Here is a 14,330-nt window from a genome sequence, read left to right as displayed (position 1 = left end):
CTTCAATCTATTGGTGAGGGATGGGGGTGTCAAGGGATGGGGTGTCGAGGGATGAGCGGGAGCTTCGGCCACGAATGGCGACGGCTCGCGCCCGGGGATCCAGTAGCGTGATGAGGGTGTCCAGGACCACGTAGCCGAGGAGGCTCGTAGCGCCCATGACGAACACGAAGCCTTGGATCACGGGCATATCGCCCTTCAGCACGCCGTCGAGGGACCAGCCACCGATGCCGGGCCACGAGAAGACGCTTTCGACGATCGCAGCGCCGCTCAAAGCGGCGGCGAACAGCAGCACCATGTACGTCATGAGCGCAGCTCGCACGTCGCTCAAGGCATAGCGGTAGACCTGGAACGGACGCAGCCCGCACGCCCGCGCGAATTCGATCTGCGGCGAATGGAGAATCTGCAGCAGGCCAGTGCGCACTGTTTTTCCGAAGGGCGCCGCGAAGAATAGACCCATCGTGACAATCGGAAGCACGGCCCGGCTGAAAATCGAGCCGAAGACCTTCCATTTGCCGGCGATGACTGCGTCCAATACCACCGAGCCGGTGACTTTCGGCGGGGGGATATCCGAGCTCGAGAGCATTCCCAACGGCGCGGGGGCAATGTGCAGCTGCTGGTAGAAGACAAACAGGAGGAGGAGCGCAAGGACGAATTCGGGCATCGCCATGAGCACCGAGACGCCGGCGGTGAAGGTCTTGTCCGGCAGCCGCCCGCTCCGGTAGGCCGCGAAGGTGCCCATCGCAAGCCCCAGCAGGAGCGCCAGGATGAGTCCCGGGACCAGATAGACGAGCGTATTCGGCAGGCGAGTCCACAATTCCTGGGATACCGAGCTTCCCGTGAAGAACGAATGCCCGAGGTCGCCGCTGATGGTGCGGCCGATGTATTCGACGTAGCGCTCCCAGAGCGGCTTGTCGAGCCCCAGCTCGCCGTGGATCCGCGCAATGTCGGCGGGGGTCGCATACTCGCCGAGGAGGGCGACGGCGGGATCCCCCGGCAGGAGGGAAACGAGCCCGAAGCTGAGGGTCATCAGCCCGAGGAGGAGGCCGACGGCGATGGCCAATCGGGAGGCGATGTACCGGATCATGAGTTCCCCGCTTGCGTCGACATGGTTCCGACCGATGCCGCGAAGGGCAGGGGCGGCATCGCCGCGGCCATGAGCCGCTGCGTGTAGGGCTGCTGCGGATCCTCGAGCACGTCCCGCGCCGTCCCGACCTCCACGAAGCGGCCGTGATGCATCACCGCCACGCGCGAGCAGAAGTTCCGCACGGTCTCGATGTCGTGGGAGATGAAGAGGTACGTGAGGCCACGGGCCCTTTGGAGGTCACCGAGCATCCGCAGGATCGAGGCGCGAATCGTCAGGTCGAGCGAGGCCGTGGGCTCGTCGAGGACCACGATGCTCGGATCGGTGACGAGCGAGCGAGCGATGCCGACGCGCTGCTGCTGGCCGCCGCTGAGGTTGGCGGGGCGGCGGTCGAGGAACTCGGCAGACAGGCCGACCTCCTCAAGCGTCCGCGCCACCCGCTCGCGCCGTTCAGTCCGCGAGCCGTAGGTCCCTGCGACGATCAGGGGCTCCTCGACGATCTGCTGGATCGACAGCCGCGGATTGAGCGAGGCGAACGGTTCCTGGAAGACGATCTGCCAGTGCCGACGCTGCTTGCGGAGCGCTCGCGGCACCAGAGCCCGGATGTCCTGTCCGTCCAAGAGGATGGAGCCCGAATCTGCCTCGTGCAGCCTCAGCAGCAGGCGGCCGAGCGTCGACTTCCCCGAGCCGCTCTCACCGATGATCCCGAGGCACTCTCCTGCCTCGACCGAGAAGGAGACGCCGTCGACGGCCAGGACCTTCCGTCCTTGCGGCGTCTGGAACGTCTTGCGCAGATCGTTCACTTCGATGATGGCCACGTTGCCACCTCCAAGGGTTGTGAGGGAACCACTTCGGCTTCGGCCGGCTCGATCGGAGGTGAGGCCGAGCTCAGGAGCGACGCGGTATACGGGTGCTGGGGCGCCGTGAAGACCTCGGCGACCCGGCCCTGCTCCACGATGCTGCCCTTGTACATCACCAGCACACGCTGGCAGTACGCGTTGACGACCCCGAGGTCGTGCGTGACGATCAGCATCGATCGCCCGCTCTCCACGGTCAGCCGCCGCAACGTATCGAGGACCTGGCGTTGAACGGTGAGGTCGAGCGCCGTCGTCGGCTCGTCGGCGATGACCAGCCGTGGGTTGAGGTAGAGCGCCATGGCGATCACGACGCGCTGGGCCATGCCGCCACTCAGCTCGTGGGCGTAGCCGCGGATCACGCGCTCGGGATCGCTCACGCCCGTCGCCGCGAGGAGGTCGACGGCGCGGCGGCGAGCGCCGTCGTCGGCTTTCACTCCATGCGCCTTGGCGATGTTGGCGAACTGCTTCTCGAGGCGGAGCACCGGATTCAGCGCGCTGAACGGATTCTGCGCGATGAAGCCGATGTCCTTGCCGCGGATGGCCCGCAGCTCGCTCTCGCGGAGCTCGAGGAGGGGGCGGCCGGCAAACTCGACTGTTCCCGAAGCGACCCGTCCCGGCGGGACGAGGAGGCGGATCACCGAGCGGACCACCGTGGACTTCCCGGATCCGGACTCTCCGACGATGCCGACCACTTCGTTTTCCCCGACCTCGAACGAGATGCCGTGGAGCGCCTCGACCACGCCCCTCCGCGTCGCGAATTCAGTGACGAGATCATTGACCTTGAGGCTCATCGCGCCCGCTCCACTCGCTCGATCCGGGTTTCCAGGGCGCCCGCAAGGATGTTGAGCGAGCCGATGGCCAGCAGCATCGCCAGAGTCGGGTAGGCCGATGCCCACCACTCGCCGCGGATGAGCATGCTGAACCCTTCCGAGATCATGCCGCCCCAGCTCGGCTGCGGGGGCTTGGCGCCGACCCCGAGGAAATTCAGCGCGGCGATCGTGCCGAGGGCGTTCGCCGCCGTCAGCGTGGCCTGCACCAAGACCACCCCGTACGCATTGCGGAAGACGTGGTTGAACGCGACCCGCAGCGGGGAGCAGCCGATGGCGACGGCGGCCTCGACGTATCGCGCCGACCGCAGCGACAGCGCGGCGGCCCGGGAAAGCCGCACGAAGCGGGGGGCGGCCACGACCGCGATGGCGAACACGACGTCGAGCGCGCTGCCGCCCATGAGCTGGATGCCGACGACGGCGATCACGATCGTGGGGAGCGCGGCGAACGCGTCCACGACGCGCATCAGGACGTCCCCCACGCGGCCGCTGGTCGCGAACAGGCCGAGCGGGACGCCTACCACGAGCGCAAGGGCCGTCGCTGCCAGCGAGATCGGCAGGTCCAGCTTCGCGGCCTCGATGGTGCGGGAGAAGATGTCCATCCCGTTTCCGTCGGTGCCGAACCAGTAGGTGCCGTTGGGGGCGACGGCGACCGCGTTCGGGTTGGGCGCGAGCGGGCTGTGCGGGTACGGCATCACGAGCGCGAGGAGCGGGAGTCCGATGATGACCACCGCTGCCGCCACCGTCAGTGCATTGTTCGATCGTGAGAGCACAAGGGCGCGCCCCCGCTGGGCCCATCCGGCGGCTCTTAGCCCAGGCGACGTTCCGGGAAGTCCTTGAACGGACATATGAGGCTCCTCGGTTATTCCTGAATCAAAGCGTCGTCACTTTATTGAAATCGCAACTCTAGTGCGTTCTGGTCTTTTCAGGGAGGGGTTCAGTTATTGCAGGAAGGCGACCGTTGACACGTCCTCCGGGCGTCTTCAATATAGTGATACACACCATACGTTGTTGAAGTAGATCTGGGAAGAGGAGCCACGAGGGATGTCCACGCTGAGCGAAGAAGTACCGATCACCACACCGGCGGCCGCAAAGGTGCGGTATCTCCTCCACGACGGCGAGCTCGTCGAATACGCCGACGCCAGGCTGCACGTCCTGAGCACCACGCTCAAGTACGGCGTCGGAGTTTTCGAGGGCTTCCGGGCCTACTGGAGCGAAGACGAGCAGCAGCTCTACGCGTTCCGGGTGGGCGACCACATGCGGCGCCTCGTCGACTCGATGCGCGTCGTCGAGATCGACGGGCCGCAGGATGTCAACGTGCTGAGCGAGCAGCTCCTCGGGCTCGTCCGTGCGAACGGGCTGCGCAGCAACCTCCACATGCGCGCTCAGGTTTTCGTCGACTCGAGCGACGGCAAGCCCGAAGACACGGGTCCGGCCACGGTCTTCATGGCCGCGATCCCGATGGGCAACTACTTCGGCGCCACGGGACTCGACGTGCAGATCAGCAGCTGGGCTCGCCTCTCCGACCGCTCGATGCCGCCGCGCATCAAGTCCATCGCCAACTACCAGAACGGCCGGCTCGCGATGCTGGAGGCCCGGCGCAACGGCTACGACGCCGCACTCCTCATGACCGAGTCCGGGCATGTGGCCGAGGGCGCCGGCTACAACGTCTTCATGGTGCGCAAGGGCAGGCTCTGCACGCCGCCGACGACGGACAGCATCCTCGAGGGCATCACGCGCGACAGCGTCCTGCACCTCGCCCGCACCGAGCTCGGCCTCGACGTGGACATCCGCCCGATTGACCGCACGGAGCTCTACTCGGCGGACGAGGTGTTCGTGTGCGGAAGCGCCGCCGAGGTCAACCACGTCAAGTCGGTGGACCGGACTCCCATCGGGTCGGGTGCGGCAGGCGAGATCACCGGGCAGCTCCAGCGGCTGTACCTCGACGCCGTCGTCGGGCGCGTCGCCGCGGACCAGAGCTGGGCGCAGCCGGTCTATCCGCGATGAACGGTTTCCCTGCCTCGGCATCCGCGCACAGTGGTGTCGCCTCTGCCGGCTTAGCCCGTGCGGGATTCACTCATGCCTCGCCGGTGTTCACCGCCCTCGCCGAACCCGTCCTCGAGGTCGACCAGGGCGAGCGGTTCACGCTCGAGGCACGCAGTCTCCTCACCGGCGGCTTCTTCGAGGCCGGCGAGTACGAGAAGTGTTCCATCCCGGTGACCGGGCCCGTCCTGGTCCGTGGAGCGCGCCCCGGTGACGCGCTCCACGTCGAGATCCACGACATCCGCATCGCGGATCGCGGCGCAATGGTGACGCTCCCCGGGCGAGGAGGGTTCGGCGAGCCGCTTGAGCGCTTCGGCCACGTCGTGGAGATCGACGACGGCGTGGTCCACTTCGCCGAGGGCGTCGCCATCCCGGTGCGCCCCATGGTGGGCAAGCTCGGCGTGGCGCCCGCCGACGGCGAGCCGAGCTCGAGCACCGTCGGTCCCTTCGGCGGCAATATGGATTGCAACGATGTGGCGGAGGGCGCCGCCGTCGTCCTCCCCGTCGAGGTGCCGGGCGCGCTCCTGTTCGCGGGCGACCTCCACGCCGCCCAGGGCGACGGGGAGTGCTCGCTCACGGGCGTCGAGGTCGAGGGCGCCGTGACGCTCTCGTGCCGCGTGCTGCCCGGCGTTTCCCTCCATCGGCCCGTGGTCCTCGCTGACGGCCGGGTGATCACGATGGGCGACGGCGATGATCTGGACCAAGCGGCGAAGGCGGCGCTCGACGACATGCTCGGCCTCGTCGTCGCCGACCGCGGGTGGCCACCGGAGAAGGCGGCCATGCTGCTCAGCTCTTCTGCCGACGTCGCGGTCTCGCAGCTCGTCAACCCGCGTGCCTCGGTGAAGGTGAGCCTCGCCGAGCGCTACTTCCTTCGACACCCGTTCTCCGTCTAATCCAGAAAACCGGAGGTTACCCATGCTCGACCTTCTCCTCGCCAACGGCCTCGTCGTCACTCCGTCCGGCCCCCGCCGTCTCGACGTCGGCATCGCCAATGGCACGATTGTCTCGTTGACCGCCCCCGAGTTCGGCGCACCGGCGGAAGCCCGCCGCACGATCGACGTGCGCGGCCAGCTCGTGGTGCCAGGCGGCGTCGACCCCCATGTCCACACGAACAGCGTGCTGCCAACCGCGGCCGAGAGCGGCATCAAATGCTTCGGTCCGGACCGCGTCAGCGAGGGCGCGATCTACGGCGGAACCACCACCCTCGTCGACTTCGCCCACTGGCAGCCCGGGGACGAACTGTCCCAGTCGTTTGCGCGGAAGTCCGCCGAGTGGGCTGGCAACACCTACACGGACTACGCCCTCCACGGGACGTTCAAGGAGCCCGAGATCCCGTTCGAGGTGCTCGAGCAGATCCCCGACGCTGTCGCCGCGGGCCACGGGAGCTACAAGGTCTGGATGACCAACACGACCCCCACCCGCCCCCGGCAGAAGACCGACCTGGGCAACATGTGGGGCCTCATGGAGCAGACCGCGGCCGCGGGCGCGATGCTCGCGATCCACGCTGAGGACGACGACATCGTCATGTACTCGTACAAGCGGCTCCAGCGCGAGGGCAAGATCGGCCTCGAGTACATGTCCCACGCGCACAACAACCTGTCGGAGAAGCTCTCGTTCCAGCGCGCGATCACGCTCGCCGAGCACGTGGGCGCCCCGATCTACATCATGCACGTGAGCGCACGGGAGGGCGTCGACGCCATCCGCGAGGCCCGCGGACGCGGACTGCCGGTCTACGGCGAGGTGCTGCCGCATTATGCGCACTTCACCGCCGACGACTACCGGCAGGAGAACGGCGCGATCTACCACACCTACCCGTCGCTCAAGTCGGCCGACGACCGCGACTCCATGTGGGACGCGCTCCTCGAGGGCGCGCTCAGCACGCTCGCCACCGACGGCGTCTGCACGGACCTCGACGTCAAGACGCGCGGGAAGACCATCCTCGACGCGACGGGAGGCCACGCCGGAGTGGAGATGCGGATGGCTGTGGCCTACACCGAGGGCGTCGCGAAGCGGGGACTCGACCTCACGCGGTTCGTGGACCTCACCTCGGCGAACGCCGCGAAGATCCTGGGGCTGTACCCCCGGAAGGGCGCGATCGCGATCGGGAGCGACGCCGACCTCGCCGTCCTGGACACGACCGAGGCGCGCGTCGTGACCTCGAGCGATCTGCACGAGGCCGACTACACGCCGTGGGAGGGCTACGAGGTCGCGGCCTGGGCAACCATGACCGTGCTGCGCGGGCAGGTCGTGGTCGAGGACCGCGAGCTCAAGACAGGTCCGCTCGGGACGCTCCAGGAGCAGCGCGTCTCAGCAGATGTCAGGAGCCGCCCGGCCTGTTGACCCCCAGCCCCACCCCCGTTTCGGGTGCACCAACTCCCCCTCAAACAGCGTTTCGGGTACGCATCATCTGTACCCGAGACGAGAGAAGAGGGGCGAGCACCACCAGCACGCCGACCCCGGAGCCGATGGCCGTGTCGATGAACCGGTCATGCAGCAAGGCGCCGGGGTCGGTGTGCGCGACCAGGAGGGTCGAGAGCAGCGCGAGCGGCGCGACGAACACCTGCGCGAGGAAGTACTGCCGTGCGATGAGCATCTCCACGACGAACTGGCAGAGGCCGATAAGCACGACCATGATCCAAGGGTCAGGCCGGAGCGCCGCGATCCCCGCGAGCAGGGCGAGGCCGACGACGGTCCCCAGCACACGCTGGAGGCCGCGGCTCACGCGGTGGCGGGTCGAGTGGCCGACGAGCGGCACCACGGCGGCCACGATGGCCCAATAGTTGTGCCCGAAGCCGAGCGCTTGGCCGACGATCGTGGCTGCCGCACCGGCGACGGCCGCCGCGACGAAGTACCCGATGGACTCGAGCCACAGCACGCGGCGCTCGGTCGGGCAGAGGCGCACCCGCCACGCCGCCCGCACCTGCTGCCAGCCGAGCGGGGTGCGGCGCGCGGGATGAACGCGGGACGCGAGGCCGATGGCGAGGCACAGGAGCGACGTCGCGACGGCAGTCACCCCGGCGTCCAAGAGCGGCGGCTGGTGCGGAAGGGAGGCAATCGCAGCAAACGCGAAGATGTGGAACAGCGAGCCCGCGGGCCGAAGCCTCCAGTACCCGACAACAACGCTGCACCCCCATGCCACGAGCGTGGTGCCCACGACGATCCCCCACGGGCCGAGCGCTCCGCCCGGGCTGAGTCGGGCTGAGATGGTTGCCGCGAGGAGGACGCCGATCATGAGCAGGCCGGCTCGGATCTGCGCCACGACGCGGACCCGATGAGGCTCGTTCCGCCCGTAGATCCCGGTGAACGCGGCAAAGTTCGCGAAGATCGCGAGGTCGAGCCGCTGGGTGATCGTGAGCGCCAGGAGCGGGATGAACAGACCCGCCGCCGCGCGCAGCGCTGCCTGGTGGTCGTTCTTCGCGGGGCCGATGCTGAACAGCAGCTCATGAAGAAAGCGTCCGACGACGGCGAGCGGCCCGCGCTGGCGAGCTACGCCGTCGTTCGCTCGTGCCGGAGTGCCCGAAACCTTGGGACCCGTCACTTGGCCCTTACTCTGCTGCGGCGAGCTGGCCGCAGGCGCCGTCGATTTCCTTGCCGCGCGTATCGCGGAGCGTCGTCGGGATGCCGGCCGCGCGAAGGGTCTCGACGAACTCGTCCTGAACCTCAGGCTCGGACGACGTCCAGATTGACCCGGGGGTGGGGTTGAGCGGGATCGGGTTGACGTGAACCCAGCCGCGGCCGCGCTGGTTGAGCTTCTTGGCCAGTAGCGCCGCGCGCCACGCGTGGTCGTTCATGTCCTTGATGAGGGCGTACTCGATGCTCACGCGCCGGCCCGTCTTGCGGAAGTAGTCGTAGGCGGCGTCGATGGCCTCGTCGACCTTCCAGCGGTTGTTGACGGGGATCAGCTCGTCGCGGAGCTCGTCGTCGGGCGCGTGGAGGGACAGCGCGAAGGTGACGGGCAGGTCCTCCTCGGCGAGCTTGCGGATCGCGGGGACGAGGCCGACCGTCGAGACGGTGATGTTGCGCGCCGACATGCCAAGGCCCTCGGGCGAGGCGTCCACGAAGCGGTGGACCGCGGCCATGACGCGCTTGTAGTTCGCGAGGGGCTCGCCCATGCCCATGAAGACGATGTTGGTCACCCTTTCATCAGGGTGCTCGGTGACGCCAAGGTCGCCCGCCGCGATGACCCGGTTCGCGGCAACGACCTGGTCCACGATCTCCGCCGTCGACATGTTGCGCGTGAGCCCGGCCTGACCGGTCGCACAGAAGGGGCAGTTCATGCCGCACCCAGCCTGGGACGACACGCACAGCGTGATGCGGCCCGGGTAGCGCATGAGGACGGACTCGACGAGCGCGCCGTCGAAGAGGCGCCAGAGGAATTTGATGGTGTTGCCGTCGTCCGTGCGGAGGCGGCGGACTTCCGTGAGCAGCGGCGGGAACATGGCCTCGACGAGCTCCTCGCGGCCGGCCTTCGGCAAGTCGCTCATGCGCTCCGGATCGGTGGTCCAGTGCTGGAAGTAATGCGTGCTCAGCTGCTTCGCCCGGAACGCGGGGTGGCCGAGCTCCTTGAGCTTCGCCTGGCGCTCCGCGAGCGTGAGGTCCGCGAGGTGCTGCGGCGGCTGCTTGACTCGCGGGGACGCGAACTGGAGCAGCGGGCGGCCCTCCGCGGTGCGCTGCTGCTCCCAGCCTTCTGCTGCAGGGCGTACCTGGGGGCGCGCATCACGATCGGCAGGGGTGGTGTCCGGGGTTCGCGTGGGTGAAGTCATCCTGTCCATCATCCCACGCCGGTTTTCGTGTTTCCCAATCGGGGCACTATGATTCCGCTCTCTCGCCCCCGTCTCGGGTACAGATACTGCGCCTCACCCGCAACTCAGGTACAGATACGGCCCAGTTCGCGTACCCGAAACGCCGTGACGGGGAGTTATCTGTACCCGAAACGGTCAGGGGCGGGGGGCCGGGGAGGGCTGCGCGGCCTGCTCCACGTAGAGCCTCGCGTACGCTCCCCCGAGCGCCAGGAGCTCGGAGTGCGTCCCGTGCTCGACGATCCGACCGCCATCCACGACGTAGATGACATCGGCGCCGACCACGGTCGAGAGCCGGTGCGCGATCGCGATGGTGGTACGGCCGTGGGATGCCGCGTCGAGCGCTTTCTGGACCACGCGCTCGGAGATCGTGTCGAGCGAGCTCGTCGCCTCGTCGAGGAGCAGCACCTCGGGGTCCTTGAGCAGCACCCGCGCAATCGCGATCCGCTGCTTCTCCCCACCGGAGAGGCGGTAGCCGCGCTCCCCGACCACCGTGTCATACCCGTCCGGGAACGCCATGATCGTGTCGTGGATGTTCGCCGACCGGGCGGCGGCTTCGAGCTCGGCCTGCGTCGCATCGACCTTCGCGTAGCGGAGGTTCTCCGCGATCGTCGCGTGGAACAGGTAGGTCTCCTGGCTCACCACGCCGATGTGGCTCATGAGGGACTCGCGCTGGATCTCGCGCACGTCCCGTCCGGCGAACCTCACCGTCCCCGAAGTTGCCTCGTAGAAGCGCGGGATGAGATAGGAGACCGTCGTCTTCCCGGCGCCGCTCGGCCCCACGAAGGCGGCGAACTGCCCGCGCTCCACCCGGAACGAGACGTCCTGCAGGGTGGCCCGCTCCTCGCCGCGCGCATCAGGGTAACGGAAGGTCACGCCGTCGAACTCCACCTCGCCGAGCCGTGGGGAGCCAGCGGGAAGCGGCACGGCGTCTGGGGCATCGGTGATTGCGGGGCGAAGGTCGAGGTATTCGAAGATGCGCGCGAACAGCGCGCCCGACGTCTGAAGGTCGAGGGCAACCCGCATGAGCGCCATGAGCGGGAACAGGAGCCGCGCCTGGACCGTGGTGAACGCGACGATCGTGCCGGCCGTGATGCTGACGGTCCCGCCGGCGAGAAGGATCCCCGACACGAGGTACACGAGCGCCGGGATCGAGGACAGGAAGATGCTCACCAATGCGAAGAAATACTGCCCGCTCATCGCCTGCCGCACCTGCAGTCCCACGAGATTCTGATTCTCGGCCGAGTACCTCTGAATCTCGTCCGGCTGCCGGTTGAAGCTCTTGGACAGCAGGATTCCGGACACGCTGAGCGACTCCTGCGTAATCGCCGTCATGTCGGAGAGCGATTCCTGCGTCTTGGTGGCAATCCGCGCGCGCACTTGGCCCACCCTCCGCTGCGCGATCACCAGGAACGGCATGAGGACGACGGCGATGACCGTCAGCTGCCAATTGAGCGCGACCATGGCGACGAAGGCGGCCATGACGGTCACGATGTTCCCCACGACTCCCGACACCGTATTGGACAGCACATTGGCCACCCCTCCGACATCGTTCTGGAGCCGCGACTGGATCACGCCCGTCTTCGTACGGGTGAAGAAGCTCAGTTCCATGGACTGGAGATGGCTGAACAGCCGGACGCGGAGCGAGCCCATGACCGAGTTGCCCACCGTCGACGTCAGGTAGGTCTGCCACACGCCGAGGAGCGCGGAAAGGATGTAGACCGCCACCATGAGTCCCACGAGCTCAACCAACCGCGGGACGTCAGGGTGCCCAGCGCGAGGGAAGAGGCCGTCGTCGAACGTCCTCTGGGTGAGCAGCGGCGGGGCCACGGAGAGCGCGGCCCCGACCAGCACGAGGACAACCGTGAGCACGAGCGAGCCACGATGTGGCTTGAAGAGCTCCGCGATGCGCCGGAGCAGGTGCGGGATGCGCGGCGCCTCGGCGTTGAGCTTCTTCTGGAGCGCCACGTCGCCGCCGGAGATGCGACCGCCGCGCCCGACGACAGGCGGTCGCCCGGGTGCCATCTGGGCCATGGGCCTCCTTTGGGGGATGTGGCTACTTAAGGGATGTGGCTAATTAAGGGTTGCTGCTACATAAGGGATCCGGCCACAGATTGATAGTGCGCCTATTCGGCAAGGATGAGGTAGAGCGCTTTGCGGGCATCGTCGAGCACGCCGGCCGCCTTTGCGCGCTGCTCGTCGGTAGCGGCGACCCGGAACTGGTGCAGCACGCCCATGAACTTCTTGGCGCTCTCGATGAGTGCGTCCGAGGCCTCGCTGCGCCCCGACGCCGCTTCCCACGCCCGCTGAAGCTCCTCGGCGTGATCGGCGACATAGGCATGGCCCGCCTCGGTCAGCCTGTACTCCGTGCGCTTGCCCTCGCCGGCCTGCTCCACGAGCTCCTCGTCGACGAGCTGCTGAAGCGTGGGGTAGACCGAGCCGGGACTTGGCCTCCACTCGCCGTTGGTCTTCTCCGCGGCGGCCTGGATGATGCCGTAGCCCGTCGACGGGCTCTCGGACAAGAGGGACAGGATCATTGCCCGGATGTCCCCTCGGCTCGCCCGACGTCCCCCGCGCGGCCCGAAGCCCGGCGGGAAGTCGCGGCCGGGCCCGAAGCCACGGCCAAATCCGCGGCCGAAGCCAGGCCCGAAGCCGCCGGCTCCGAAGCCAGGCCCAAAGCCTCCGGGTCCGCCCGGGCCGCCGGGCCCGAAGCCGCGGCCTTCGTGATGGTGATGTTCTGGATGCCCATGCATGGCGTCCTCCTGTGATCGATAGTCAACCGGCCTCGGTCGAGCACCGGTAATTAACGATATATCGCTGACTGTCGAAGAACAAGGGCAAAGAAGAGGCCCCGCGCGCTGGAGCATGCGGGGCCTCAAAGCAGGAAGGTCAGGGCTTCCGCACCCTGTGCCGACTCACGATGGAGACACGATTGAACGTGTTCATGGTCGACGCCGCCCAACACAGCGCCGAGTAGGCCTGGTCGCCGAGGACAAACCGCGCCGACTCCAACGACGCGACACGCTCATCCTCGTCGGGCAGGAGCGTCACCGCCTCCGCGATGGTGAGCGCAGCCTCCTCAGCCTCGGTGAAGATCGACGTCTCCCTCCACGCCGTCAGCACCCTCAACTTCACCGGGGCGACGCCAGCCTCCTCCGCGAGGCGAATGTGGAGGTCAAGACAGTAAGCGCATCCGTTGAGCTGGGATATCCGGACATTCGCGAGTTCGACGACGTCGCGCCCCACCCCTGCCGCAGCCGTCGCCTCGCGAACGGCGGCCGCCAGGGCGTTGAGCGCCTTCCACGAGGCCGGGTCGGCTTTGTCGAGATAGAAGGACGTGCGGGTGCTGGTTGCGTCGGTCATAGTCGCATCCTTTCACTGCCCCAGCTTGCGCCGTCACGTCAGCGCTGGGCCCCGGCCGCCGTCGCCCCTCCACACCCAGCAAAGCTGACGGCGCAACGGGAAGCGGTGCGCCTACTTCCCCTGCCACCCCGTGTAGCACTCGGCGATGTACGCGCGGCCGTGCTCCGACTCGAGGAGGGACCGGAGCTCGCCGAGCTGGCGCGCCCGGAAGAACGCGTGGTTGTCCTCGCCGGGAACGGTGTGGAGCAGGGTCGTCATCCAGTAGGAGAAGTACTGCGCCTTCCACACCCGGTCGAGCGCCCGATCGGAATACGTGTCGATGAGCGCGGAGGAGCCCGTCTTGAAGTACGAGTCGAGGCTCTCGAACAGGAGCTTCACGTCGTGCAGCGCGAGGTTGAGGCCCTTGGCTCCGGTGGGCGGAACGGTGTGTGCCGCGTCGCCGGCGAGGAAGAGGTTCCCGTAGCGCATCGGCGTCTGGACAAACGAGCGGAACGGCAGGACGACTTTGTCAGTGATCGGCCCCTCTTTGAGCGCGAAGCCGTTGCCGTTCACGCGCAGCCGCAGCTGCTCCCAGATCTGCTCGTCGGTCCAGTCGGCTGGGTTAGTCTTCGGGTCGCACTGGAAGTACATGCGCTGCATCGTGTCGGTGCGCTGGCTGATGAGCGCGAAGCCGTGCGCGGAGTTCGCGTAGATCAGCTCGGGCGCGCTCCGCGGGGCGTCGGTCAGGATGCCGAACCACGCGAACGGGTACTCGTTGAAGTACCACGTGCGCTCTGCCTCGGGAATCTGGAAGCGGCAGTGCGAGCGCGAGCCGTCGGCGCCCACCAGAATCTCGGCCTCGATCTCCCAGTCCTGGCCGTCGACGTCGCGGAAGCGCACCTTCGGGCGATCGAGGAGGTCGAACACTTCCGTGTCGGAACACGAGTAGCGGATGTCGCCGCCGTCGGCCTCGCGCTGGGCGGCGAGATCGTCGAACACATCGTTCTGCGGGTACAGCCACACGGACTGGCCGGTGAGTCCCTTGAAGTCGATCCGGTGGCCCTCGCCATTGACCCGGAATTCGGTGCCCTCGTGCTCGTGCCCGTTGCGGAGAACGTTGTCGACGCCAGAGTCGACCAGGAGATCCACCGAACCCGCCTCGAGGATGCCCGCGCGGATCGTGTGGGAGATCGCCTCGCGGCTGCGGATCTCCACGACGGTGCTCTCGATGCCGGCCTTGTAGAGGAGGTGGGACAGCATGAGCCCAGCGGGGCCAGCACCCATGATGGCCACCTGGGTCTTGTGAGTTTTGCGTTCGCTCATGCCTTGAGTGTGCGCCGAATCACGACGACGGCGACATGCGCTTTCCGTTCAACGGAAC

Annotated in this window: 13 protein-coding genes; 3 read left to right on the top strand and 10 right to left on the bottom strand. The window is 67.6% G+C overall.

Translation table 11 applies throughout. The features are described from left to right. Positions 1 to 7: 7 nt before the first annotated feature. Genes E5679_RS11155 through E5679_RS11140 form a run of 4 tightly spaced genes read right to left on the bottom strand, consistent with a single transcriptional unit; the run spans position 8 to position 3,613 of the window. Positions 8 to 1,084 (bottom strand): ABC transporter permease, encoded by a 1,077-nt coding sequence (locus E5679_RS11155; RefSeq protein WP_138415796.1) that lies wholly within the window; start codon positions 1,082 to 1,084, stop codon positions 8 to 10. Further along, the gene (locus E5679_RS11150) at positions 1,081 to 1,899 is read right to left on the bottom strand and encodes an ABC transporter ATP-binding protein (protein WP_138415794.1); all 819 of its coding nucleotides are present in this window, start codon (positions 1,897 to 1,899) and stop codon (positions 1,081 to 1,083) included. The genes E5679_RS11155 and E5679_RS11150 overlap by 4 nt, the downstream gene beginning before the upstream one ends. Beyond that, positions 1,881 to 2,729, bottom strand: coding sequence for an ABC transporter ATP-binding protein (locus E5679_RS11145; protein ID WP_138415792.1), 849 nt, complete (start codon positions 2,727 to 2,729; stop codon positions 1,881 to 1,883). Before E5679_RS11145 ends, E5679_RS11150 begins: the two co-directional genes overlap by 19 nt. Further along, positions 2,726 to 3,613 carry an ABC transporter permease gene (locus E5679_RS11140; RefSeq protein ID WP_138415790.1) on the bottom strand — a complete coding sequence of 296 codons (888 nt, stop codon included), beginning with the start codon at positions 3,611 to 3,613 and terminating at the stop codon, positions 2,726 to 2,728. The genes E5679_RS11145 and E5679_RS11140 overlap by 4 nt, the downstream gene beginning before the upstream one ends. Before the next feature lie 196 nt (positions 3,614 to 3,809). On the opposite strand from E5679_RS11140, the gene E5679_RS11135 reads away from it, so the two are divergent. The 3 genes from E5679_RS11135 to E5679_RS11125 all read left to right on the top strand — a co-directional run bounded on the left by E5679_RS11135 (position 3,810) and on the right by E5679_RS11125 (position 7,148). After that, entirely contained in the window at positions 3,810 to 4,772 is a 963-nt protein-coding gene (locus tag E5679_RS11135; protein WP_138415788.1) for a branched-chain amino acid transaminase, read from the top strand. Positions 4,773 to 4,855: 83 nt separating this feature from the next. Beyond that, entirely contained in the window at positions 4,856 to 5,701 is an 846-nt protein-coding gene (locus tag E5679_RS11130) for an acetamidase/formamidase family protein (RefSeq protein ID WP_171042337.1), read from the top strand. Between the two features lie 22 nt (positions 5,702 to 5,723). Beyond that, complete coding sequence (locus E5679_RS11125; protein WP_138415784.1) at positions 5,724 to 7,148, top strand: dihydroorotase; 1,425 nt, start codon at positions 5,724 to 5,726, stop codon at positions 7,146 to 7,148. 40 nt (positions 7,149 to 7,188) lie between these two features. Here the strand turns inward: E5679_RS11125 and E5679_RS11120 are convergent, their stop codons facing one another. The 6 genes from E5679_RS11120 to E5679_RS11095 form a co-directional block, all read right to left on the bottom strand. Next, positions 7,189 to 8,346, bottom strand: coding sequence for an FUSC family protein (locus E5679_RS11120; protein ID WP_338055906.1), 1,158 nt, complete (start codon positions 8,344 to 8,346; stop codon positions 7,189 to 7,191). Positions 8,347 to 8,353: 7 nt separating this feature from the next. Then, positions 8,354 to 9,571 (bottom strand): dual-specificity RNA methyltransferase RlmN, encoded by a 1,218-nt coding sequence (gene rlmN / locus E5679_RS11115; RefSeq protein ID WP_138415782.1) that lies wholly within the window; start codon positions 9,569 to 9,571, stop codon positions 8,354 to 8,356. 174 nt (positions 9,572 to 9,745) lie between these two features. After that, positions 9,746 to 11,641: an ABC transporter ATP-binding protein gene (locus E5679_RS11110; RefSeq protein ID WP_249336079.1), complete on the bottom strand. Its 1,896-nt coding sequence runs from the start codon at positions 11,639 to 11,641 to the stop codon at positions 9,746 to 9,748. Positions 11,642 to 11,733: 92 nt separating this feature from the next. Then, positions 11,734 to 12,360 (bottom strand): PadR family transcriptional regulator, encoded by a 627-nt coding sequence (locus E5679_RS11105; protein ID WP_138415780.1) that lies wholly within the window; start codon positions 12,358 to 12,360, stop codon positions 11,734 to 11,736. A 136-nt stretch (positions 12,361 to 12,496) separates the two neighbouring features. Next, positions 12,497 to 12,970, bottom strand: a complete 474-nt coding sequence (locus tag E5679_RS11100) for a carboxymuconolactone decarboxylase family protein (RefSeq protein ID WP_138415778.1) — start codon at positions 12,968 to 12,970, stop codon at positions 12,497 to 12,499. A gap of 111 nt (positions 12,971 to 13,081) precedes the next feature. Next, entirely contained in the window at positions 13,082 to 14,272 is a 1,191-nt protein-coding gene (locus E5679_RS11095) for a 4-hydroxybenzoate 3-monooxygenase (protein WP_138415776.1), read from the bottom strand. Positions 14,273 to 14,330 lie beyond the last annotated feature (58 nt).

Source organism: Sinomonas gamaensis (assembly GCF_005876955.1).
GTDB classification, from domain to species: domain Bacteria; phylum Actinomycetota; class Actinomycetes; order Actinomycetales; family Micrococcaceae; genus Sinomonas; species Sinomonas gamaensis.
This window is presented reverse-complemented; position numbering and strand designations above follow the sequence as displayed.